Here is a 24,139-nt window from a genome sequence, read left to right on the forward strand (position 1 = left end):
GGAGCGCTACGAACACGCTGTGGGAGCGGTGGAAGCCGCGAAGCCCTGCCCTTGGGCTGCACCCGCGCCCCGTGCTACCGTCCTGGGCCCACCTCGACGGAGCGCACCATGAAAGCACGCACCCTCCTCGCCACCGCGGTCATGATGGCCGCCTTCGGCGCGCTCGCGAAGCAGCCGGTCGACGCCGGCCACGGCGGCGCGGTCGCCACCATCTCCCACGAAGCCAGCCTGGCGGCGATGCAGATCCTCGACGCCGGCGGCAACGCGGTCGACGCCGCGGTCGCCGCCGCGGCTACGCTCGGCGTCACCGATCCCTTCAGTTGCGGCATCGGCGGCGGCGGCTTCATGCTGATCTATTCGGCAAGAGACAGGCGCGTGATCGCCATCGACCACCGCGAGCTCGCCCCGGCGAGCTTCCATCCCGGCATCTTCCTCGATGCCGAGGGCAAGGCGATGGAGTGGAAGGCGGCCGTGCCCAACGGCATCTCGGTCGGCGTGCCCGGCACGGTGCGCGGCTGGCACGAGGCGCTGAGCCGCTACGGCACGATGGGCCTGGACAAGGTGCTGGCGCCGGCGATCCGCGTCGCCGAGCAGGGCTTCACGGTCGGCCCCAACTTCCACCGCATCAACAAGGCCAACGAGGCGAAGTTCGCGCGTTTCTCGACCGCGTCCGCGCTCTACCTGCAGGACGGCAGGGCGCTGCCCGTGGGCAGCGTGCACCGCAACCCGGATCTCGCGCAGACCTACCGCGCCATCGCACGCGGCGGCGTGAAGGCCTTTTACGAGGGACCGATCGCCGCGAGCATGGTGGCGGCGGTGAACCATCCGCCGCTCAATCCGGGCGTCAGCGTGATCGCCGGCGGCCTGACCATGGCCGACCTCAAGGACTACGAGGCGCGCATCCGTCAGCCGGTGCGCTCGACCTACCGCGGCTACGAGGTGTATGGCATGCCCGCACCCTCGAGCGGCGGCATCGCGATCGCGCAGGCGCTCAACCTGCTCGAGACCTTCGACCTCGCCGCCAAGCCGCGCGCCGAGATCGAGCACCTCTACCTCGAGGCCTCGCGCCTGGCCTTCGCCGACCGCAACGCCTACGTCGCCGACGAGGAGTTCGTGGACGTGCCCAGGGACGGCCTGTTGTCCAAGGACTACGCTCGTGAGCGTGCGCGGCAGATCGGCACGACGGCCGCGCCGGGCAAGGTCGCGGCGGGCGACCCCTACCCCTTCGAGGACGACCCGTCGGTGCCGCTGCGCCCGCAGCCGCAGCCGCTCGCGCAGGAGTCGATGCACACCACCCACCTAGCGGTGTCCGACCGCGAGGGCAACGTGGTCGCCTACACCTTCACCATCGAGGACTGGGGCGGCAGCGGCATCGTCGTGCCGGGGCGCGGCTTCCTGCTCAACAACGAGCTCACCGACTTCGATTTCAAGGGCCCGCACCCCAACGTGCCCGAGGCCTTCAAGCGCCCGCGCTCGAGCATGAGCCCGACCATCGTGCTCAAGGACGGCGCGCCGGCGTTCACGATCGGCTCGCCGGGCGGCTCGACCATCATCACCACCGCGCTGCAGACCATCGTCAATCACATCGACCTCGGCATGAGCCTGGCCGATGCGCTCGCCGCACCGCGCATGAGCCAGCGCAATGGCGACACCACGCTGATCGAGACGCTGCTGGGCTTCCCCGGGAGCGAGCAGGCCAAGGCGCTGGAGGCGAAGGGCCACACCTGGCGCGAAACCGAGCAGATCGGCGCCGCCAACGGCATCCGCTTCAATGCCGACGGCACGGTGACCGCGGTCAGCGAGCCGCTGCGCCACGGCGGCGGCAGCGCGATCGTGCAGAAGCAGTAAGCGCCGCCTCGCGCCGCTTCAGGAGAGGACCATGGGAGTGCCGATGACGCCCGCCGATCAGACGTCGTTGTCCGACTCGGCCACGACCTCGTCGGCCACCGCGCTCTCCTCCAGATCCCCACCCTCCAGTTCGACCGTCTGCAGCCCGCGCAGGCGCTCGGCGGCGTCGAGAGCGTGCTGCTCGCCGCTGAAGAGGTCGCGCTTGAGCACCGCGATCGCCTCCACCCAGGCCGTCGAGGCCTCGCAGCCCGGCAGCAGCTCGCCGCCGCGGCATACCGTCAGCGCCTTGCCCTCGAGCGTGAAGTGCACGCCCGGCAGCGGACGCACGCGCACAGCATCGTCGGCCCGCGCGGCGAAGCGCAGCATGGTGTCGCGCTCGTCGCCGAGCAGGTCGAGGATCAGCGCCGGCAGGGCGTAGATCGGCAGGTCGCCGGTCCTGACCGGACCGCGCCTGCCGTCGATGACCACCAGCGGCGTCGCCACCAGGGTATGGAACATGGCGTCCGCGAAGCCGCTGCGGTCGGTGGTGAGCAGGCCGGACTCGACGTAACCGCCGTGATTCCAGCCCAGCGAGGGCAGGTGGTCGCCGAACAGCACGATGATCGCGTCCGGGTCACGCTTGCGCAGCTGCTTCAGGAAGCCCATCAGCTCGCGCGACTTGTAGTGCACGGTGTTGGCGTAGGCCTGCACCAGGCCGTTATCGGTCTCGGCCCTGATCACCTCCGGCCGCGCGGAGTTGAGCGGGTAGTCGAGGTGGCCGAAATAGGTCAGCACGTAGTTGAACACCGGCTGCGCCCCCTGCAGGGCCGGTCCGACGCGCTCGAGCACCTGGCGATACAGCGAAGCGTCGCTGAGGAATTCGCGGTTCATGTCGTCGAGCACGAAGTCGCGGTCCGACCAGTAGTGCTCGAACCCCACCCGGCGGTAGGCGTTGATGCGGTTCCAGAACGGCGCCGCGTTGGGGTGGGAGGCGAAACTGCGGTAGCCCGCGTCGCCGAGGTGGCGCGGCAGGCAGGGCACGTCGCGGCGCAGCCGCCCCTCGAAGAACACCGCGTCGGACTTCACCGGGAAGCCGCACAGGGCCTCGAACTCGGCGTTGGCGGTCATGCCCCCGAACACCGGCGACAGCGCGCGCGCATTGCCGGCGGCCTTCCACAGCTTGCGGAAGGCGGGGTCGAGCGGATCGTCCGACAGCCCCGCGGCCTTCAGCACCGCCGGGTCCCAGAAGGACTCGAGCACGATCATGTGCACGTTGCGCCCTGCCCGCCCGGCCTCGGCCGCCGTCGCGCGGACGAAGGGGCTGGGCTGGGTGAGACCGAGCAACATCAGCGCGTCGTCCACCTCCGCCGCCTGCGGCGCGCTGCCGCGCCGGGCGAGGCTGCGCACGCCCTCCTGGGCGAGATGGATGGGCAGGCCGCGCATCTCGTAGTTGCCACGCTGGTTCCACACCCAGTCGCCGAAGCGTGCATCCAGCCAGGCCGACACCGGCGCCGGCTGCAGCGCCACCGCCATCAGGCCGGCGGCCACGCCGCCGAGCACCGCCCACGCGCGCGCGCTGCGCCAGGCGAACATCCATGCCAGTCCGGCAAGCGGCAGCGCGAGCATCGCCGCACTCCCGAAGAGCTGCCAGCCGTCCAGCAACATGAAGAGATTCTTTGCCGCCGAGAAGTCGTCCGGCATCACCGGCCCGCCGAGCACCGCGAGCTTGAGTGCATTGCCCAGGGTGAAGGCGGAAAACAGCAGCGCCATCGCCACGCCGAAGCGCAGCACGCTGCGCGCCATCGCGAACAGCACGCCGCCGAGCAGCAGGTGGGCGAGGAGATCGCGCAGCCAGGCCTCGCGCCCCGGCACCACCCCGAGGAAATACGCGCTCGCCGCCTGGGCGACGAGGTACCACAGCGCGACCAGGCCAAGCGCCTGCCCCCATTCGCGCGCACGACGAGTGGGCACGATGACGGCGTCGATCGCGACGGAGCGGTCTTGTTGTTGCACGGCGGCTCCCCGGGCGGGTTTCGGAGCCGGCATCATAATGTCGAAACAATGCCGTGAACCGGGGCCGGCGCCCGCGGAGCCCGCCCGCAGGCCCCTGAATTGCGACAAGTTCTTTCACTGCGGCCGGCAGCACGGCGGGCTTGCGGGCCTGCTCGGTCGGCGCCGCCACATGCCGACCGTCACCAGCTACACCACCACGACCGCGGCGCGCCTACAGGCGGCCGGCGATGTACTGCAGCGCCAGGCCGTAACCCTGGGTGCCGAAACCGGCCATCACCGCCTCGGCGACGTCGGACAGGTAGGAGTGGTGGCGGAAGGCTTCGCGCCTGTGCACGTTGGAGATGTGCACCTCGACGAAGGGAATCGCCACGCCCGCGAGCGCGTCGCGGATGGCCACGCTGGTGTGGGTGTAGGCGCCCGGGTTGATCAGGATCCAGCCCACGCCCTCGGCACGCGCGGCGTGGATGCGATCCACGATCGCGCCCTCGTGGTTGCTCTGGAAGCACAGCACCTCGACGCCCAGCTGCCCGCCCTGCGCGCGCAGACCGTTCTCGACGTCGGCGAGCGTGGTGGAACCGTAGATCTCCGGCTCGCGGGTACCGAGCAGGTTGAGGTTGGGGCCGTTGATGACGAGGACCTTGGGCATGGGGACAGCACTCCGGGAAACACGGTCGTGAAAAAAGGCGGTCCGCAGACCGCCTTTGGCGAATCGCTTCAGCGCAGAGGATATCAGCGCGGCAGCAGGCTCTCACCCATCAGGTACTCGTCGACCGCGCGCGCGCACTGGCGACCTTCCCTGATCGCCCACACCACCAGCGACTGCCCGCGGCGCATGTCGCCGGCGGCGAACACCTTGGGCACGTTGGTCGTGTAGCAGCCCTCGCCGTCGGTGGTCGCGCGGGCGTTGCCGCGCGCGTCCTTGTCGACACCGAAGGCCTCGAGCACGCCCCCCACCGGCTGGGTGAAGCCCATCGCGAACAGCACCAGGTCGGCCTTGATCTCGAACTCCGAACCCGGCACCTCGCTCATCTTGCCGTCCTTGAACTCCAGCCGACAGGCCTTGAGCGCCTTGACCTTGCCGTTCTTGCCGATGAACTCCTTGGTGGCGACGGCGAAGTCGCGCTCGCAGCCTTCCTCGTGCGAGGACGAGGTGCGCAGCTTGGTCGGCCAGTACGGCCACACCAGCGGCTTGTTCTCCTGCTCGGGCGGCATCGGCATCAGCTCGAACTGGGTCACGCTCGCCGCGCCGTGGCGGTTGGAGGTGCCGACGCAGTCGGAGCCGGTGTCGCCACCGCCGATCACCACCACGTGCTTACCCTTGGCCGAGATCGGATTCTGCTTGTCGCCGGCGACCTGCTTGTTCTGCGGGATCAGGAACTCGAGCGCGTAATGCACGCCGCCGAGCTCGCGGCCCGGCACCGGCAGGTCGCGCGGCACTTCCGCGCCGCCGGCCAGCACCACCGCGTCGAAGTCCTGCTGCAACTGCTCGGCGCTGATCACTTCCTTGGCGTCATTGACGATGCCTCCCGGCATTTCCTTGGCGCCGATCAGCACGCCGGTGCGGAAGACCACGCCTTCGGCCTGCATCTGCTCGACGCGGCGATCGATCAGCCACTTCTCCATCTTGAAGTCGGGGATGCCGTAGCGCAGCAGCCCGCCGACGCGGTCGTTCTTCTCGAACACCGTCACGTCATGGCCGGCGCGCGCCAGCTGCTGCGCGGCGGCCAGGCCGGCCGGGCCGGAGCCGACCACGGCGACCTTCCTGCCGGTCCTGAGCTCGGCCACTTGCGGCACCACCCAGCCCTCTTCCCAAGCCTTGTCGATGATCGCATGCTCGATCGACTTGATGCCTACCGGATCGGTGTTGATGTTCAGCGTGCACGCCGCCTCGCAGGGCGCGGGGCAGATGCGGCCGGTGAACTCGGGGAAGTTGTTGGTCGAGTGCAGGACCTCGATCGCCTCGCGCCAGTGGCCGCGATACACCAGGTCGTTCCAGTCCGGGATGATGTTGTTGACCGGGCAGCCGTTGTTGCAGAACGGGATGCCGCAGTCCATGCAGCGCGCGCCCTGGATCGACGCCTGCTCGTCCGTCAGGCGGACGACGAACTCCTTGTAGGTCTTCAGGCGCTTGCCGACCGGCTCGTAGGCCTCGGACAGACGCTGATATTCCAGAAATCCAGTGGGCTTGCCCATTTATGCGGCCTCCTTCTCTGCATCGCGCTGCTGCGCCATCTCGGCGAGCGCGCGGCGGTACTCGTGCGGGAACACCTTGACGAACTTCTTCCGCCAGACGCCCCAGTTGTTCAGGATCTCGCGCGCGCGCACGCTGCCGGCGAAGCGGACGTGGCGCTCGATCAGGCCCTTGAGGATGAGCTCGTCGCCCATCGTCAGGTGGTCGATGTCGACGCGGCCGTGGGACTCGAGCTCGTCGCCCGACTCCGAGCCCTTGCGCGCGGCGATCTCGTCGGGCAAGGGCTCGAGCGCGACCTGCGCCATGTTGCAGCGCTGCTCGAAGCTGCCGTCCTCGTCGAGCACGTAGGCCACGCCGCCCGACATGCCGGCGGCGAAGTTGCGCCCGGTCTCGCCGAGCACGACCACGGTGCCGCCGGTCATGTACTCGCAACCATGGTCGCCCACCCCTTCCACCACCGCGGTGGCGCCGGAGTTGCGCACCGCGAAGCGCTCGCCAGCGACGCCGGCGAAGTAGACCTCGCCCTCGGTGGCGCCGTAGAGCACGGTGTTGCCGACGATGATGTTCTCCGGCGTGTCGCCGCGGAACTCGGCCTTCGGACGCACGATGATGCGACCGCCCGACAGGCCCTTGCCGACGTAGTCGTTGCCCTCGCCCACCAGCTCCAGCGTGACGCCGCGCGCCAGGAAGGCGCCGAAGCTCTGGCCGGCGGTGCCGTTGAGGCGGATGTGGATGGTGTCGTTGGGCAGGCCGGCATGACCGTAGCGCGCCGCGACCTGGCCGGACAGCATTGCGCCGACGGTGCGGTTGATGTTGCGCACCGGCAGGTCGATGTTGACCTTCTCGCCCTTCTCCAGCGCCGGCTTCGCAAGCGCGATGAGCTGCTTGTCGAGCGCCTTGTCGAGGCCGTGGTCCTGGGTCTCGGTGTGCAGGCGCGGCACCTCGGCCGGCACGTTCGGCAGGTAGAAGATGCGCGAGTAATCGAGGCCCTGCGCCTTCCAGTGCGCGATGCCCTTCTTCATGTCGAGCAGGTCGGCGCGGCCGATCAGCTCGTCGAACGTGCGGATGCCGAGCTGGGCCATCAGCTCGCGCACTTCCTCGGCGACGAAGAAGAAGTAATTGACCACGTGCTCGGGCTGGCCCTGGAAGCGTGCGCGCAGCACCGGATCCTGGGTGGCGACGCCGACCGGGCAGGTGTTGAGGTGGCACTTGCGCATCATGATGCAGCCTTCGACGACCAGCGGCGCGGTGGCGAAGCCGAACTCGTCGGCGCCGAGCAGCGCGCCGATGACGACGTCGCGACCGGTCTTGATCTGGCCATCGACCTGCAGGCGCACGCGCGAACGCAGGCGGTTGAGCACCAGGGTCTGCTGGGTCTCGGCGAGACCCAGCTCCCACGGCGAACCGGCGTGCTTGATCGAGCTCCACGGCGAGGCGCCGGTACCGCCGTCATGGCCGGCGACGACGATGTGGTCGGCCTTGGCCTTGGCCACGCCGGCCGCCACCGTGCCGATGCCGATCTCGGACACCAGCTTGACCGAGATGCTGGCCACCGGGTTGGTGTTCTTGAGGTCGTGGATGAGCTGTGCGAGATCCTCGATCGAGTAGATGTCGTGGTGCGGCGGCGGCGAGATCAGGCCGACACCCGGCACCGAGTGGCGCAGGAAGCCGATGTACTCGGACACCTTGTGGCCCGGCAGCTGGCCGCCCTCGCCGGGCTTGGCGCCCTGGGCCATCTTGATCTGGATCTGGTCGGCGTTGACCAGGTACTCGGTGGTGACGCCGAAGCGGCCCGAGGCCACCTGCTTGATCGCCGAGCGCAGCGAGTCGCCGGCGTTGAGCTCGAGGTCGCGCGCGATGCGCTTCTCGCCGATGACCTGCGACAGCTTGATCGCCGCGGTCAGCGGCTTGAAGCGCATCGGATCCTCGCCGCCCTCGCCGGTGTTCGACTTGCCGCCGATGCGGTTCATCGCCACCGCCAGCGTGGTGTGCGCCTCGGTGGAGATCGAGCCGAGCGACATCGCGCCGGTGGCGAAGCGCTTGACGATCTCCTTGGCGGGCTCGACCTCGTCGAGCGGCACCGGGGTCTCGGCGGCCTTGAGCTCGAACAGGCCGCGCAGCGTCATGTGCCGCTTGCCCTGGTCGTTGATGATGCGGGCGTATTCCTTGTAGGTGTCGGCCTTGCCCGAGCGCGTGGCGTGCTGCAGCTTGGCGATCGCATCCGGCGTCCACATGTGCTCCTCGCCACGGGTGCGGAAGGCGTACTCGCCGCCGGCGTCGAGCATGTCGTGCAGCACCGGGTCGGCGGAGAACGCGGCCTTGTGCAGGCGGATGGACTCCTCCATGACCTCGAACAGGCCGATGCCTTCGACCTGGCTCGTGGTGCCGGTGAAGTACTTGTCGAGCAGCGCCTGCTTGAGGCCGACGGCCTCGAAGATCTGCGCGCCGGTATAGGACATGTAGGTCGAGATGCCCATCTTGGACATCACCTTCATCAGGCCCTTGCCGATCGCCTTGACGAAGTGCTTGACGTACTTGGCCGCGGTCTCCGCATCGTCGGCCAGGTGCTGCAGGGTCTCGAGCGCGAGGTAGGGGTGCACCGCTTCCGCGCCGTAGCCTGCGAGCACAGCGAAGTGATGCACCTCGCGCGCCGAACCGGTCTCGACCACCAGGCCGGCGCGGGTGCGCAGGCCCTTGGCCACCAGGTGCTGGTGGATGGCCGACAGGGCCAGCAGCGCCGGGATCGCGACCCGATCCGCGGCCAGCTTGCGGTCGGACACGATCAGGATGTTGTAGCCGCCCAGCACCGCGTTCTCGGCGTCGGCGCACAGCGAGGCCAGACGCGCCTCCACTCCCTCGTTGCTCCACTCTGCCGGGTAGCAGATGTCCAGCTCGGCCGAGCGGAACTTGTTCTGCGTGTAGCGCGCGATGTTGCGGATCTTGGCCATGCCCTCGAAGTCCAGCACCGGCTGGCTGACCTCGAGGCGGAACGGCGGGTTGATCTCGTTGATCTCGAGCAGGTTGGGCTTGGGGCCGATGAAGGACACCAGCGACATCACCATCTGCTCGCGGATCGGGTCGATCGGCGGATTGGTGACCTGCGCGAAGAGCTGGCGGAAATAGTTGTAGATCGGCTTGTTCTTCGACGACAGCACCGCCAGCGGCGAGTCGTTGCCCATCGAGCCGGTCGCCTCCTCGCCCGCCTTGCCCATCGGCTCGAGGATGAACTTGATGTCCTCCTGGGTGTAGCCGAAGGCCTGCTGGCGGTCGAGCAGCGGCGCGACGCGCTCGACGGCGGCGGCGGTATCGAGCACCGCGGGCGCCTCGAGGGTGTCGAGCTTGATGTTGATGCGGCGCAGCCAGTCCGCGTAGGGACGCGCGTTGGCGAGCGACTCCTTGATCTCCTTGTCGCCGATGATGCGCCCCTGCTCCATGTCGATCAGGAACATCTTGCCCGGCTGCAGGCGCCACTTCTTGACGATCTTGCTGTCGGGGATCGGCAGCACGCCGGATTCCGAGGCCATGACCACGAGGTCGTCGTCGGTGACCAGGTAGCGCGCCGGGCGCAGGCCGTTACGGTCGAGCGTGGCGCCGATCTGGCGGCCGTCGGTGAAGGCCACCGCGGCGGGTCCGTCCCACGGCTCCATCATCGCCGCGTGGTACTCGTAGAAGGCGCGGCGCTTCTCGTCCATCTGCGTGTGCGACTCCCAGGCTTCCGGGATCATCATCATCATCGCGTGGGCGAGCGAGTAGCCGCTCATCACCAGCAGCTCGAGCGCGTTGTCGAAGGAGGCCGAGTCGGACTGGCCGGGGTAAATCAGCGGCCAGATCTTCTGCAGGTCTTCGCCCAGCAGCGGCGAATGCACGCCCTTCTCGCGCGCGCGCATCCAGTTGTAGTTGCCGCGCAGCGTGTTGATCTCGCCGTTGTGGGCGATGTAGCGGAACGGGTGGGCGAGGTTCCACTTCGGGAAGGTGTTGGTCGAGAAGCGCTGGTGCACCAGCGACAGCGCCGACACCGCGCGCGCATCGAGCAGGTCCGAGTAGTACTCGCCGACCTGGTTGGCCAGCAGCAGTCCCTTGTAGTTCACCGTGCGTGCCGACATCGACACCATGTAGAACTCTTTGCCGTGCTTCAATTTGAGCGCGCCGATGGCGTTGGCCGCGCGGCGGCGCACCACATAGAGCTTGCGCTCGAGCGCCTCGGTGACCATCACGTCGGGGCCGCGGCCGATGAAGATCTGGCGGATCACCGGCTCCATGGCCTTGACCGTGGGCGACATCGGCATGTCGCGATTGACCGGCACGTCGCGCCAGCCGAGCACGATCTGGCCTTCGGCCACCACCGCGCGTTCGATCTCTTCTTCACAGGCCAGGCGCGAGGCGGCTTCCTTGGGCATGAACACCATGCCGACGCCGTACTCGCCGGGCAGCGGCAGGCTCACGCCCTGGGCCGCCATCTCCTCGCGGTAGAGCTGGTCGGGGATCTGGATCAGGATACCGGCACCGTCACCCTGCAGCGGGTCGGCACCGACGGCGCCCCGGTGATCGAGGTTCTTCAGGATCTCGAGGCCCTGCAGAATGATGTCATGACGTTTCTCGCCCTTGATGTGGGCGATGAAACCCACGCCACAGGCATCGTGTTCATTGGCGGGGTCGTACAGACCCTGCTTTTGGGGCAGATCCATCTTCTTTTCCTCAAACGACACGCAAGATCACGCGCAGTCGCCGGACCCGATCCTGCCCGCAGGCAGGCGCCGACAAACCGAACGCGCACAAAAAAGCCGGGCGCGCGCGCACCGGCTTTGTAGTCTGCACCAATCTGGTGCAAAAACAACGATCTGGCGGGTAAAAATGCTGCTTGCCCGACCGCGCATGCACCATTTTGGACATGCACGCCAGCCCCGTCGCTATCGAAAAAACTATACCCCCCAAAGCTCGCGCGGTTCAAGATTTTTTTTGCACTGCCGCACACTTTCAGGGGCGCTGCGCGCTCATGTGCAGCGCCCCCTGCGGGAGCGGATTTGCCCGCGAACGAGGGTGGCGTCGCTGCATTCGCGGGCAAGCCCGCTCCCACGGAAAGCACCGATCGGCGGCGCCGATCAATGAATCTCGCCGACCGCGAACAGGCGTCGGTGCTCCTTCATCGCGTAGCGGTCGGTCATGCCGGCGATATAGTCGGCGATGGCGCGCGGCTTGTCCTCGCGCGCCATCGCCTGATATTGCGGCGGCAGGATGTGCGGATCGTCCATGAAGGCCGCGAACAGGTCGCCGACGATGCGGCGCGCCTTGTTGGTCATGCGCAGCACCTGGTAGTGACGGTACAGGTTGTCGCGCAGGAAGAGCTTGAGTTCGCGCAGGCGCGGCAGCAGCGCGTCCGAGTACGCCACCAGGCGCGGCGCGACGCGCACGTCGTCGAGCGAGGCGACGCCGGCGGCGGCGATGTTGGCGCGGCTCTGCTCGAGCAGGTCGATCACCATCAGGTGGATCATGCGGCGCACGGTCTCGTTGATCAGCTTGCGTCCGGACAGCCCCGGCCAGCGCGCCTCCGCCTCGCGGCGTCGGGCGGCGAACAGCGGCACGTCCTCGAGCTGCTCGAGCGTGATCAGGCCGGAGCGCAGGCCGTCGTCGATGTCGTGGTTGTTGTAGGCGATCTCGTCGGCGAGGTTGGCGAGCTGCGCCTCGAGCGAGGGCTGGGTGCCGTCGAGGAAGCGCTGGCCGACATCGCCCAGGCGCTCGGCGTTGGCGCGCGAGCAGTGCTTGAGGATGCCCTCGCGGGTCTCGAACATCAGGTTCAGGCCCTCGAAGGCCGCGTAACGCTCCTCGAGCAGGTCCACGGTGCGCAGCGACTGCAGGTTGTGCTCGAAGCCGCCGTAGTCCTTCATGCAGGCGTTCAGCGCGTCCTGGCCGGCATGGCCGAAGGGGGTGTGGCCGAGGTCGTGGGCGAAGGCGATCGACTCGGCGAGGTCCTCGTTGAGCCCGAGCTCGCGCGCGATGCCGCGGGTGATCTGCGCGACCTCGATGCTGTGTGTGAGGCGGGTGCGGAACAGGTCGCCCTCGTGGTTCACGAAGACCTGGGTCTTGTATTCGAGGCGGCGGAACGCGGTGGAATGCACGATGCGGTCGCGGTCGCGCTGGAACTGCCCGCGCGCGACCGGCGGCGGCTCGTCGTGCCTGCGTCCGCGCGAATTGGCTTCGGTGACGGCATAGGGGGCGAGTTTCAACATGCGGACTCCTGAAGTTGAGCGGCGAAACGGACACTGGCGGGTCTGCCCCGACGCTCCATTCGCGGGCAAGCCCCTCCCACGACCGCAAACCCCGCCGTGGTCGCGAGCCCGCTAACACACCCGCCACCCGCACCGTGGGAGCGGGCTTGCCCGCGAATGTACCCTCGGTTCAGCGGCAGCGCGCCTCGATCGCGGCGGCGATGTCGTCAGCCGCAGCCTCGCCGTGAATCACCGCGCGTCCGAGCGCGCGCAGCAGCACCAGGCGCAGCTTGCCGGCCTCGACCTTCTTGTCGTGGGCCATCAGCTCGAGGTAGCGCGCAGCGCCCAGCTTCGGCCCCCACACCGGCAGGCGCGCGCGCACGAACAGCGATTCGATGCGCGCCACGTCTTCCGCAGCGATCCAGCCCAGGCTGCGCGACAGCTCGGCGGCCATCATCGTGCCGGCGGCCACCGCTTCGCCGTGCAGCCATTCACCGTAACCGAGACCGGTCTCGATCGCATGACCGAAGGTGTGGCCGAGGTTGAGCAGCGCACGCTCGCCCTGCTCGGTCTCGTCGGCGGCCACGACCTCGGCCTTGCTGCGGCAGGAGCGCTCGATGGCGAACGCGAGCGCCTCCGGATCGCGTTCGACCAAGGCCTCGAGATTGGCCTCGAGCCAGTCGAGGAAGACCGGATCGCGGATCAGGCCGTACTTGATGACCTCGGCGAGACCGGCTGACAGCTCGCGGTCGGGCAGCGTGTCGAGCGTGTCGATGTCGGCCAGCACCAGCTTGGGCTGGTAGAAGGCGCCGATCATGTTCTTGCCGAGCGGATGGTTGATCGCGGTCTTGCCTCCGACCGAGGAATCCACCTGCGCCAGCAGCGTGGTCGGGATCTGGATGAAAGGCATGCCGCGCTGGTAGCAGGCGGCGGCGAACCCGCCCATGTCGCCGACCACCCCGCCGCCGAGCGCGACCAGCGTGGTCGAGCGCTCGCAGCGCTCGGCGAGCAGCATGTCGAACACCCGGTTGAGCGTGGGCCAGTCCTTGTGCGCCTCGCCATCGGGCAGCACCACCGCCGACACGCGCACCCCCGCCGCCTCCAGCGCGGCGCGCAGGCCATCGAGATAGAGCGGACCGACGACGTCGTTGGTGACGATCGCCACCCGCTTCGTCTTCAGGTGCGGCAGGATCAGCTCGGCGCGCGCGCGCAGGCCGCGGCCGATGTGGATGGGATAACTGCGGTCGCCGAGCGCGACGTTCAGGGTCTGCATGTGTTCGCCTCGTGTTTGCGCACCGCATCCTCGATCATCCGCACCATGGCGCCGGGGTTGCCGCGCCCGCCATCGATGACGATGTGCGCCACCTCGCGGTACAGCGGATCGCGCTGCTGGTGGAGCTCCTCGATGCGCCGGCGCGGGTTCTCGACCTGCAGCAGCGGCCGGTTGCGGTCGTGGCGGGTGCGCTCGTAGAGGATCTGCGGCGGGACGTTCAGATAGATGACGATGCCGCGCGCGCGCATCAGCTCGCGATTTGCCGGCGTGGTCACCACCCCGCCGCCGGTGGCGATGACGATGTCCGGCACCAGGGTGAGCTCGTCCATCATCTGCGTCTCGCGCTTGCGAAAACCGGCCTCGCCCTCGATCTCGAAGATCGTCGGGACGCTGACGCCGGTGCGGGCGACGATCTCCTGGTCGCAATCGGCGAAGCGCAGCTTGCGCCGCCGCGCCAGTTCCTTGCCGACCGTGGTCTTGCCGGCGCCCATCATGCCGATCAGTATCAGACAGCTCACGCGTGACTCGCCGGGATTCCAGATGAAAAAGGGCCGGGCACCCTTGCGGGATGCCCGGCCCCGGATTGTATCAGCTGCGCGGAGGGCTCAGCGGAGCGTGAGCGCGTCGGAGACGATGCGCGGGGTGATGAAGACGAGCAGCTCCTTGCGGTTCGACACCTTGCTCTGCGACTTGAACAGGTGCCCCAGCACCGGGACGTCGCCGAGCAGCGGCACCTTGTCCTCGCCGGTAGTGTCCTCTTCCTCGTAGATGCCGCCGATCACGACCGTGCCGCCGTTCTCGATCAACACCTCGCTCTTGACATTCTTGGTCTCGATCGGGGGCACGCCGAGCAGCATGTTCTCGAACAGCGGACGATCCTTGTTGACCTCGATCGACAGCTGCAGGCGGCCATCGGGCGTGATCTGCGGCTTCACCTTCAGCGACAGCACCGCCTTCTTGAATTCGACGTTGGTCGCCCCGGAGCTGGTCGCTTCCTGGTAGGGGATCTCGGTACCCTGCTCGATCGAGGCTTCGACCTGGTTGGCGGTCAGCACGCGCGGGCTGGACACCACGCGCCCCCGTCCGTCGGACTCGAGCGCCTGCAGCTCGAGGTTGAGGAAGCGGGTCAGGCTGTTGTTGAACAGGGTCAGATTGAGCGCACCATAGCCGGTCGGCAGAAAACCGTCGCCGCTCGTCGCGGACTCGCCGACCCGCCGCAGGATCGTGTTGATCGGCGCGTTGGCACCCGTGTTGATGGTGCCGTCCCGATTCGCCGAAGCGAATTCGGATGTCCCGAACCCGACCTTGCCGCCACTGCCCAGACTGCGGTTGCGGCGATCGCCGTAACCGAGCCTGACACCCAGATCGCGCGCGAAGGTCTTGTTCGCCTCGACGATCCGCGCCTCGATCAGCACCTGACGGGGCGCGACGTCGATCTCCTGGACCAGCCTGCGCAGGGCCTCCAGCCGAGACCCGACATCGGTCACGAACACCTTGTTGCTGCGCTCGTCCACCACCACGCTGCCGCGCTTGGACAGCATGGTCTGGTCCTTGCTCTTGAGGAAATCGAAGATCTCCTTGGCCTTGTGGTAGTTGATCTGGAAGCTTTCGGTGCTGAGCGGCTCGAGATCGCCGATCTGGGCCTTGGCCTCGAGCTGCAGCTTCTCGCGCGCGGCGAGTTCGTCACCCGGCGCGATCCAGATCACGTTGCCGTTCTTGCGCATGTCCAGGCCCTTGGCCTGCAGGATGATGTCCAGCGCCTGGTCCCAGGGCACGTCCTTCAGGCGCAGGGTCAGGTTGCCCTGCACCGAGTCGGAGGTGATGATGTTGAAGTCGGTGAAGTCGGCGATGACCTGCAGCACCGAGCGCACGTCGACGTTCTGGAAGTTCAGCGACAGCTTCTCGCCGCGGAACTGGCCACGCGAACCCTGGACCAGCTTGTTCGGGTCCTCGACCACACGCTTGACCTCGAGCACGAAGCGGTCGTCGCTCTGGTAGGCGTTGTGCTCCCACAACCCGTTCGGCACCACGGTCAGGCGCACGCGGTCGCCGACCTGCTGCGCGGTCATCGAGGTGACCGGCGTGGCGAAGTCGGTGACGTCCGAGCGGCGGCGCAGATGCTCGGGCAGGGAGGTCTTCAGGAAATCGACCACCAGGTTGCCGCCCTGCTGGCGGATATCGATGCCGGTATCGGGACTGGACAGGTCGACGACGATCCGCCCGTCACCCTCGGTGCCGCGGCGGAAGTTGATGTCGCGCACCGCCAGCCCGCTCGCCGCGACCGCGCGCGAGTCGGCGAAGTTGCCCTGCGACTCGGTGACGACGTTGTTCTGCGCGAGCTGCGCGGACGTCGGCGAGATCGCGATGATCAGGTCACGGCCCTGGATGCGCGCCTCGTAGGGGCTCATCTTGACGAGGTTCAGCACCACCCGGGTGCGGTCGCCCGCCTGCACGATGTTGGCGCTGCGCAGGTCGCCCTGATCGATGTTCTGCAGGTTGCGCCCGAGCGCATTGCCGGTACCGGCGAAGTCGAAGGCGATGCGTGCCGGATTGGCGACGCTGAAGCTCGGCGGCAGCGCGGCCAGCGGCTCGCGCAGGGTCATCCGCACATACACCGTGCCGCCCTGCTCCGCCACCTCCAGGCCGTCGATGTGGTTGGCGAAAACCTGCGTCTGCCCGGCATCCTGCGCAAGCGCTGCAGGCGCAGGAGCGACGCCTGCAAAAACCGCTGCCAGCAGCAGCACTCCCATACGGTGTCTCATTTTCCGGCCTCCTGCCGCTCCTGCAATGTCAGCGTGCTGATTCTTTCAACCCAGTCGCCGTAGACATCCTCGACCAGTTCGCGCAGCGTCACCTCGCTCTCGGTGATCCGCGTGACCACGCCGAAATCCTGTCCCATGTAATTGCCCACCTTCACCTGATGCAGGGCGTTACTCACCTTCACCAGCGCATGCGTGTTGCGCCCCTGCATCAGCACGCCGACCATCTGCATGGATTCGAGCGGATATGCTTCGAGCGGCTCGCGGCGGCGGTCCATGTCGGGACGCAGCGCGCCCGAGCCGGCGCGACGCTCCGGCTCCATCCGCCCGGAGCGGAAGGGGTCGTCGCCCTGGGTGCCGGCATAGGCCACGACCGGGAACGGCTTGAGTTCGGGGAGCGGAGTCACCGAGCCGCGCATGGTCTTGGCCTGCTCGTTCATCCAGGCCTGGAGATCGTCCTCGCTGCCGCCCGCGCATCCGGCGAGCAGCACGCAGGCGCCAAGGATTGCAGCCCTGTTCATTTCTTCTTCCCCTGCTTGGCGGCCTGGGCAGCCTGGCGCTGCTGGGCAAGCTCTTCCTCGTCGAGGTAGCGGTAGGTGATCGCCTTGGTATCGAGCTTCAGGCGACCGTCCTTGTCGGTGGCGATGCCCACGTTGTTCAGGGTCACGATGCGCGGCATGCGCGCCACGTCGGCGACGAACTCGCCGAGGTCGTGATAGACGCCCGACAGCCTGACGTCGATCGGCATCTCGGCGTAGAACTCCTTGATCACGTCGGCACCCGGCTTGAACAGTTCGAACTGCAGGCCGCGACCGAGACCGGCCTGGTTGATGTCGGACAGCAGGGAGTCCATTTCCGCACGGTTGGGCAGCTGCTTGATCAGCGCGCCGAACTGGCGGTCGATCTCGGCCAGCTGGCGACGGTGCTCCTCGAGGTTCACCGCCTGACGCTTCTTGGCCACCCAGCTCTCGCGCAGCTGGACTTCCTCGGCCTGGCGCTGCTCGAGCGTGGCGACCTGGTCACGCCAGTCGAACCACCAGAAGCCGGCGACGGTGAGCACCAGCAGACCGACCAGCACTGCGAGGCGCGGCGCGGTCGGCCACATCCCCGGATCGTTGGGATCGAGCCCCTTGAAGTCCTGCGCGATACGCTTGAAATCGATGCCCTTGCGCGCAGTGGAAGCAGTCGTCGGTTTCATTTGGCGGCCCCTTTCGCTGCCCCTGCCGCGGCCGGCTTCACGGCCTTGCCTGCGGCAGCCGCGGCATTCGCCTCGGCCTCGGGCTGGCGAATGCTCAGCGCGAGCGTGAATTCGCTCACCCGGCGGCTGTCGAGCATCGCGGCCTTGGCCTCCACCAGCGCCGGCTGCTCGAGGAAGGGCGAGGCCTCGATGTTGCGCATCAGGTGCGAGACGCGCGCATTGGATTGGGCGTAGCCGACGAGCGTGACGCGGCGGGCGTTCTGCTTGATCGACTTCAGATACACGCCCTCGGGCATGCGCTGCGCCAGTTCGTTGAACAGATGGACGGTCTCGGCACGCGTGCTCTGCAGCGACTCGATGATCTGCTTGCGCGCCAGCATCGCGTCGATCTGCTCCTTGAGACGGCGGATCTCGGCGATGTCGCGGTCGAGCTTGGCGATCTCGGTCTTCAGGAAGGTGTTGCGTGCTTCCTGGGCCTCGATATGGCTGTCGTAGATCAGATGGCCGGTGAAGCCGACGAGCGCGCCGAGCAGGACCACGCCCGCGGCGGCGGTGTAGAACTGTTTGCGGCGCTGGCGCCGCTTCTCGACGCGATGCGGGAGAAGGTTGATCCGGATCATGCGTCGAATCTCCTCATGGCCAGACCGCAGGCCACCATCAGCGAAGGCGCGTCGGACAGCAGGGACTTGGGCCGGACCTTGCTGTTCAGCGTCATGCTGGCGAAGGGGTTGGCGATGATCGTATCGACCTGGGTGCGCGCCGCAACCACGTCGCCGAGTCCCGGCATGATCGCGCAGCCGCCCGCCAGCACGATGTGATCGACCTGGTTGAAGGAGGTCGAGGTGAAGAAGAACTGCAGCGCGCGCGAGACCTCGAGCGCGAGGCTGTCCATGAACGGGCGCATCAGGTCGCGCGGGTAGCTGTCGGGCAGCGAGCCGGCGCGCTTGGCCGATTCGGCCTCCTCGAAACTCATGCCGTACTGACGGGCGATGTCCTGGGTGAGCTGACTGCCGCCGAAGGCCTGCTCCCGCGAATAGACCGACTGGCCGTTGCGGAACATGGTGACGTTCATGACGCTGGCGCCGATGTCGACCATCGCGACCACCTGGTCCTCGCCCCCGCGCGGCAGCTGCTCGCAGACCAGCTCCAGCGCCGATTCGATCGCCAGCGACTCGACATCGACGATGACCGCCTTGAGCCCCGCGGCCTGGGCCACCGCGACCCGATCCTCGACCTTGTCCTTGCGCGAGGCGGCGATCAGCACCTCGACGTCGCCATGCACTCCGGGTGAAGGCCCGATCTCCTGGAAGTCGAGGTTGACCTCGTCGAGTGCGAAGGGGATGTACTGGTTGGCCTCGGCCTCGACCGCGAACTCCATTTCGGTCTCGCGCAGCCCGCCGGGCAGGATGATTTTCTTGGTGATGACCGAGGACGAGGGCAGCGCGACGGCGACGTTCTTCACCCCGCCACCGAAGCGTCGCAGCGCACGCTTGAGGGCCTCGCTGACCGCTTCCAGATTGGCGATGTTGCCATCGACGACCGCATCCCGTGGCAACTGCTCGATCGCGTAACGCTCGACTTTGTAAGAGTCCTTGTCACCCCCCGACAGCTCGACCAGCTTGATGGATGATGACGAGATGTCGAGCCCGGCAAGCTGACGCGGCGCTGCGCGAAGAAAAGGGAGGTCAATCACAAAGAAAATCCTTAAATTTCTTTATGTTACGCGTCACATCTAAGCCACTTTGTCGCATGCTAACAACAAGCCCAGAGGGTGTAAAGGGAACTTCTTCACGCCTGACGAGCGCTTACAGGAACACTTGAGGGGCGCGCGAGGGCATCCCGTATAATGCCGGTCCGCTCGAAACCAATCTGGATTGCCCATGCGCTGGGTCCTGTATCCGATCGCAGCGCTCTTTGCGCTCGTCATTCTCGGCCTCGCCACACTCGCGGCGATGGCGTTCTTCGCGTGGCCGAACCTGCCTGCGCTCGACACCCTCACCGACTACAGGCCCCGTGTGCCGCTGCGAGTATATACGGCGGATGGTCACCTCATTGGCGAGTTCGGAGAGGAGCGCCGTGACGTAGTACGCATTGCCGAGGTTCCTTCCACCCTCAAGCACGCGATCCTCGCTGCCGAGGACGAGCGTTTCTACGAACACAAGGGCATCGACCCCCTGGGCCTCGTGCGCGCCGCGCTCGCCAACCTGTCCTCGGGTGGCCGCGGACAGGGCGCCTCAACCATCACCATGCAGGTCGCGCGCAACTTCTTCCTGTCGCGCGAGAAGACCTACAACCGCAAGCTCTACGAGATCCTGCTGGCGCTGAAGATCGAGCAGAACCTGAGCAAGGACCAGATCCTCGAGCTCTACATCAACCAGATCTTCCTAGGCCAGCGCGCCTACGGCTTCTCCGCCGCCGCGCGCGCCTACTACGGCAAGACGCTGGACGAACTCACCCTGCCCGAATCGGCGATGCTCGCCGGCCTGCCGAAGGCACCCTCGGCCTTCAACCCGATCGTCAATCCGGCCCGCGCCGCGGTGCGCCAGCAGTACGTGCTGCGCCGCATGCTCGAGGCCGGTTTCATCAACCAGGCGCAGTATGAGCAGGCGCTGGCCTTCGCCACCCCCCAGCAGGGCCAGCGCGCCACCGCCGCCGCGCGCAAGACCCAGGACATCGCCGTGCCCGGTGACTACGTCGCCGAGATGGCACGCCAGATCGCGGTCGAGCAGTTCGGCGAACGGGCCTACGAGCTCGGCATCCGCATCGTGACCACGGTCACGCGCGCGGATCAGGAGGCCGCCTACGCCGCGCTGCGCCGCGGCGTGCTGGACTATGACCGCCGCCATGGCTACCGCGGCCCGGAATCCTTCGTCGAACTGCCCGCGGGCACGGTTGCCGAGGAACTGCTCGACGAGGCACTGGGCGAGTTCGACGACCACGGCGACCTGCTCGCCGCGGTCGTGACCAAGGCCAGTCCGAAGGAAGTCGTCGTGTATCGTCGCGGCGAGGAGATCCGCATCACCGGCAAGGGCCTCGGCTTCGTCGCGCCGATGCTGGCGGAAAAGGCCCCGCAGAGCCGGCGCGTGCGACGCGGCGCGATCGTCCGCCTGCGCAGCACCGACAAGGGCGGGTGGGAAATCGTGCAGCTGCCCGAGGTGCAGTCGGCGCTGATCGCGATCGACTCGCATACCGGCGCGGTTCGCGCCCTCATCGGCGGCTTCGACTTCAACCGCAACAAGTTCAACCACGTCACCCAGGCGGTGCGCCAGCCGGGCTCCAGCTTCAAGCCCTTCATCTTCTCGGCTGCGCTCGACCGCAACTTCGGCCCGGGCAGCGTGCTCGACGACGCCCCGCTCTACTACCCGGCCGGCGTCACCGGCAGCAAGGCCTGGGAACCGAAGAACTACGACGGTCGCTATGCCGGCCCGATGACGCTGCGTGACGGGCTGACGCGATCGAAGAACATGGTCTCGATCCGCCTGCTCGAGCAGATCACCCCCGAATACGCGCGCGGCTACCTGAGCCGCTTCGGCTTCGACCCCGCGCAGAACCCGCCCTACCTGACCATGGCGCTCGGCGCCGGCGCCGCCACACCGTGGCAGATGGCCACCGGCTATGCCGTGTTCGCCAATGGCGGCTACCGCATCGAGCCCTATGTCGTGAAGGAGATCTACGACGGCAGCGGGCGCCTGATCGCGCGCACCGACCCGCCGGTGGCCGGCGAGAGCGCGCCGCGCGTGATCGACGAGCGCAATGCCTGGCTGATGGACTCGATGATGCGCGACGTGGTCCAGCGCGGCACCGCCACCCGCGCCCGCGTCCTCAAGCGCAACGACCTCGCGGGCAAGACCGGCACCACCAACGACTACGTCGACGCCTGGTTCTGCGGCTACCACCCCGACCTCGTCACCGTGTCGTGGGTGGGCCACAGCCAGCCGCGCAACCTCGGCAAGGGCGAAACCGGCGGCGCCGCAGCGCTGCCGATCTGGATCGACTACATGCGGAGCGCGCTGCAGGGCGTGCCCGAGGTCGAGCGTCCGCGCCCCGACGGCCTGATCCTGGTCGACAACGGGCTCGGCACCCGCCAGGACTACCATTACGCGGAATACACCCCGCCCGCGCCTCCCTCGTCGGTCCCCGACTGGCTACGGGAGATGTTCGGCAGCGATTCCTCGCCGGCGATGGAGGCGGAAAGCGAGGCGATCCCGCCGGCCCCGGTCGCGGTCACCCCGCTGCCACCGCCGGCGCAGGCACCGGCGCCGGTCGAGGACCGCATGCCGAAACCGATCCGGCGCTGAGCGGAGCGCCGCCGTTCAGGCCGGACGCGCCAGGCTGACCGCCTCGCCGGCCTGCTCGCTCGCCAGCGTGGCGAGCATGGCCCACAGATCGCCACCGCCGCGGGTATTCACCCAGCCGCCGTCCTGCGGCCGGAAATGGAAGCCGCCCGACTTCGCCGCCACCCAGATCTCGCGCGCGGCGGTGTGGCGATTGATGATCATCTTGCTGCCGTTGTCGAACTCGAGCTCGAGGATGCCGCCCGGCTTGGGCTCGATGTCGATCTCCGCGCCGCAGTCCTCGAACGCGGACTCGATGCGGGCCAGTTCGGCCTCGGCGAGCGCATTGAATGCAGACTCTTCCATGCTGACTCCTTCTGTTAGCATCTCGGTTTTTCCCGAAGAACGGCGATGCGAGCCAAACTTCCCGTGATCGCGCTTGCCTGCGCGCTGCTTTCCGCCTGCGGCATCAAGGGTCCGCTCTATCTACCCGCTCCGGGGTCGACCGCCCAGCCGCAAGCGGGCGCCGATCATAGCAAACCCATCGTCCCCCCGGACCTGCTTTCCGACACCCCGCTCGAATGAACGCTTCCTCCTCCCGCCCCGCCGCCTGGCCCGTCCCCACGCTCAACGCCCGCGACGGCGGGCTGTGGCTCGAAGACCTGCCGCTCGCCGAGATCGCCGCGCGTTTCGACACGCCCACCTATGTGTATTCGAAGGCCGCGCTGGAATCCGCCTTCGGCGCCTGGCAGCAGGCGCTGGCCGGTCGCCGCGCGCTGGTGTGCTATGCGGTCAAGGCCAACTCCAATCTCGGCATCCTGTCGGTGTTCGCCCGCCTCGGCGCCGGATTCGACATCGTCTCCGGCGGCGAGCTTGCACGCGTGCTGGCCGCAGGCGGGCGCGCGGACAAGGTGGTGTTCTCGGGCGTCGGCAAGACGCGCGCGGAGATGCGCCAGGCGCTGGAGGCCGGCATCCGCTGCTTCAACGTCGAATCGGCCGCCGAGCTGGAGCATCTGAACGCCGTTGCCGGCGAACTCGGCAAACTGGCGCCGATCGCGCTGCGCGTCAACCCGGACGTCGATCCGAAGACGCACCCCTACATTTCCACCGGCCTCAAGGGCAACAAGTTCGGCGTCGCCTTCGCCGACGCGCCCGACCTGTACCGGCGCGCCGCCGCGCTGCCCAACCTGCGCATCAGCGGCGTCGCCTGCCACATCGGCTCGCAGCTGCTCGACCCGGCGCCGATGGCCGAGGCCGCCGAGAAGGTGCGCGACCTGGTCGATCGCCTGGCCGCCGAAGGCATCGTGCTGGAGCACATCGACCTCGGCGGCGGCCTCGGCATCCGCTATCGCGACGAGACGCCGCCCGCGGTCGCCGACTACCTCGCCCCCTTGCTGGCGGTGTTCGAAGGCCGCAAGGAGGAACTGTGCTTCGAACCCGGGCGCTCGCTGGTCGGCAACGCCGGCCTGCTGCTGACCCGCATCGAGTACCTCAAGCCCGGCGAGACCAAGAACTTCGCGATCGTGGATGCGGCGATGAACGACCTCGCCCGTCCGGCGCTGTACGACGCCTGGCACGAGGTGGTGGCGGTGAGCCCGCACGCCGGCGAGGCGGTCGAGTACGACATCGTGGGGCCGATCTGCGAGAGCGGCGACTTCCTCGCCCGTGCGCGCAAGCTGGCGGTGCGCGAGGGCGACCTGCTGGCGATCCTGTCCGCCGGCGCCTACGGCATGACGATGAGCTCCAACTACAACACCCGCCCGCGCGCGGCCGAGGTCATCGTCGATGGCGACCGGGCGCACCCGGTGCGCCAGCGCGAGGCGGTCGCCGAGTTGTTCGCGACCGAGCGCATCCTGCCCTGAAGCCCGCATCCGGCGGCCGATGGTAGCGACCACGGCCGGATGCGCGGCCGTCTCAGGCCTCGTCCGGCTCCTGCGGACGGGCGCGCGCCGCGCCCGCATCGTAGGCTTCATAGAGGGCGCGCCCGAAGGCCTTCCACGCCGGCCCGCCGTGGGTGTGAATTCCCGTTTCCGCGCTCTGGCGCATGTTGATCAACATGAGTTCGGACAGCGCGAACAGCTCGCCGGTCAGTTTTTCCTGGCGCAGCGGGCTGCGCAGCAGCTTCATCATGCAGCTCGGCGTGCAGCTCAGGGCCTGGTGCGCCAGTTCGCGCAGGCGCGCCGCATCGCTCCAGTCGAGTCCGATGGCGATGCCGCGTTTCACGATCTCGCGCTCGAGCTCGTCGGCCGTGCGCGCGTAATGCCCAAATCCACTCATAATCCCCGTCCGTCGCGGCGCCCCACCACCGAGCGGATGCGCGGCGCCTGCTGCACTGCATAAATTAACATGCGGAATGCCGCCTCGCCTAATCGCGACCGATCCGGAGTTTCCCGCAGTTGCC

At 67.9% G+C, this 24,139-nt stretch carries 18 protein-coding genes; 4 read left to right on the plus strand and 14 right to left on the minus strand.

Features of this window, described 5'->3' with window-relative positions:
* Window positions 1–108 precede the first annotated feature (108 nt).
* On the plus strand, window positions 109–1,848 hold the full coding sequence (gene ggt / locus CKCBHOJB_RS15445; protein WP_281049550.1) for a gamma-glutamyltransferase: 1,740 nt from the start codon (window positions 109–111) through the stop codon (window positions 1,846–1,848).
* Window positions 1,849–1,905: 57 nt separating this feature from the next.
* Here ggt and CKCBHOJB_RS15450 read toward each other — a convergent pair whose 3' ends face one another.
* The 12 genes from CKCBHOJB_RS15450 to CKCBHOJB_RS15505 all read right to left on the minus strand — a co-directional run bounded on the left by CKCBHOJB_RS15450 (window position 1,906) and on the right by CKCBHOJB_RS15505 (window position 19,157).
* Window positions 1,906–3,840: an LTA synthase family protein gene (locus CKCBHOJB_RS15450; RefSeq protein ID WP_281049551.1), complete on the minus strand. Its 1,935-nt coding sequence runs from the start codon at window positions 3,838–3,840 to the stop codon at window positions 1,906–1,908.
* 211 nt (window positions 3,841–4,051) lie between these two features.
* Window positions 4,052–4,486, minus strand: coding sequence for a type II 3-dehydroquinate dehydratase (aroQ, locus tag CKCBHOJB_RS15455; RefSeq protein WP_281049552.1), 435 nt, complete (start codon window positions 4,484–4,486; stop codon window positions 4,052–4,054).
* Between the two features lie 83 nt (window positions 4,487–4,569).
* Entirely contained in the window at window positions 4,570–6,033 is a 1,464-nt protein-coding gene (locus CKCBHOJB_RS15460) for a glutamate synthase subunit beta (protein WP_281049553.1), read from the minus strand.
* Window positions 6,034–10,716, minus strand: coding sequence for a glutamate synthase-related protein (locus tag CKCBHOJB_RS15465; RefSeq protein WP_281049554.1), 4,683 nt, complete (start codon window positions 10,714–10,716; stop codon window positions 6,034–6,036). It lies immediately after the preceding gene.
* A 414-nt stretch (window positions 10,717–11,130) separates the two neighbouring features.
* A complete protein-coding gene (locus tag CKCBHOJB_RS15470; protein WP_281049555.1) occupies window positions 11,131–12,255 on the minus strand; it encodes a deoxyguanosinetriphosphate triphosphohydrolase in 1,125 nt (374 codons plus the stop codon).
* Window positions 12,256–12,424: 169 nt separating this feature from the next.
* Complete coding sequence (aroB, locus tag CKCBHOJB_RS15475; RefSeq protein ID WP_281049556.1) at window positions 12,425–13,507, minus strand: 3-dehydroquinate synthase; 1,083 nt, start codon at window positions 13,505–13,507, stop codon at window positions 12,425–12,427.
* Window positions 13,495–14,025, minus strand: a complete 531-nt coding sequence (locus CKCBHOJB_RS15480; RefSeq protein ID WP_281049557.1) for a shikimate kinase — start codon at window positions 14,023–14,025, stop codon at window positions 13,495–13,497. The genes aroB and CKCBHOJB_RS15480 overlap by 13 nt, the downstream gene beginning before the upstream one ends.
* Window positions 14,026–14,112: 87 nt before the next feature.
* Entirely contained in the window at window positions 14,113–16,269 is a 2,157-nt protein-coding gene (locus tag CKCBHOJB_RS15485; protein WP_281049558.1) for a type IV pilus secretin PilQ, read from the minus strand.
* Window positions 16,266–16,787 carry a pilus assembly protein PilP gene (locus tag CKCBHOJB_RS15490; RefSeq protein ID WP_281049559.1) on the minus strand — a complete coding sequence of 174 codons (522 nt, stop codon included), beginning with the start codon at window positions 16,785–16,787 and terminating at the stop codon, window positions 16,266–16,268. The genes CKCBHOJB_RS15485 and CKCBHOJB_RS15490 overlap by 4 nt, the downstream gene beginning before the upstream one ends.
* The gene (locus CKCBHOJB_RS15495) at window positions 16,784–17,464 is read right to left on the minus strand and encodes a type 4a pilus biogenesis protein PilO (RefSeq protein WP_281049560.1); all 681 of its coding nucleotides are present in this window, start codon (window positions 17,462–17,464) and stop codon (window positions 16,784–16,786) included. Before CKCBHOJB_RS15495 ends, CKCBHOJB_RS15490 begins: the two co-directional genes overlap by 4 nt.
* Window positions 17,461–18,084 (minus strand): PilN domain-containing protein, encoded by a 624-nt coding sequence (locus CKCBHOJB_RS15500; protein ID WP_281049561.1) that lies wholly within the window; start codon window positions 18,082–18,084, stop codon window positions 17,461–17,463. The genes CKCBHOJB_RS15495 and CKCBHOJB_RS15500 overlap by 4 nt, the downstream gene beginning before the upstream one ends.
* Window positions 18,081–19,157, minus strand: a complete 1,077-nt coding sequence (locus tag CKCBHOJB_RS15505) for a pilus assembly protein PilM (protein WP_281049562.1) — start codon at window positions 19,155–19,157, stop codon at window positions 18,081–18,083. Before CKCBHOJB_RS15505 ends, CKCBHOJB_RS15500 begins: the two co-directional genes overlap by 4 nt.
* Before the next feature lie 187 nt (window positions 19,158–19,344).
* Between CKCBHOJB_RS15505 and CKCBHOJB_RS15510 the strand changes: the two genes are divergently transcribed.
* Entirely contained in the window at window positions 19,345–21,762 is a 2,418-nt protein-coding gene (locus CKCBHOJB_RS15510) for a penicillin-binding protein 1A (protein ID WP_281049563.1), read from the plus strand.
* A 15-nt stretch (window positions 21,763–21,777) separates the two neighbouring features.
* Here CKCBHOJB_RS15510 and cyaY read toward each other — a convergent pair whose 3' ends face one another.
* Entirely contained in the window at window positions 21,778–22,104 is a 327-nt protein-coding gene (gene cyaY / locus CKCBHOJB_RS15515; protein WP_281049564.1) for an iron donor protein CyaY, read from the minus strand.
* A gap of 45 nt (window positions 22,105–22,149) precedes the next feature.
* Here cyaY and CKCBHOJB_RS15520 point away from each other — a divergent pair, with 45 nt between their 5' ends.
* Together CKCBHOJB_RS15520 and lysA are read left to right on the plus strand one after the other, a co-directional pair.
* Window positions 22,150–22,323, plus strand: a complete 174-nt coding sequence (locus CKCBHOJB_RS15520) for a lipoprotein (protein WP_281049565.1) — start codon at window positions 22,150–22,152, stop codon at window positions 22,321–22,323.
* Window positions 22,320–23,600 carry a diaminopimelate decarboxylase gene (gene lysA, locus CKCBHOJB_RS15525; protein ID WP_281049566.1) on the plus strand — a complete coding sequence of 427 codons (1,281 nt, stop codon included), beginning with the start codon at window positions 22,320–22,322 and terminating at the stop codon, window positions 23,598–23,600. The genes CKCBHOJB_RS15520 and lysA overlap by 4 nt, the downstream gene beginning before the upstream one ends.
* A gap of 52 nt (window positions 23,601–23,652) precedes the next feature.
* Here the strand turns inward: lysA and CKCBHOJB_RS15530 are convergent, their stop codons facing one another.
* Complete coding sequence (locus CKCBHOJB_RS15530) at window positions 23,653–24,015, minus strand: hypothetical protein (protein WP_281049567.1); 363 nt, start codon at window positions 24,013–24,015, stop codon at window positions 23,653–23,655.
* Between the last annotated feature and the right edge of the window lie 124 nt (window positions 24,016–24,139).

The sequence above is a fragment of the Thauera sp. GDN1 genome (genome assembly GCF_029223545.1).
GTDB lineage: Bacteria > Pseudomonadota > Gammaproteobacteria > Burkholderiales > Rhodocyclaceae > Thauera.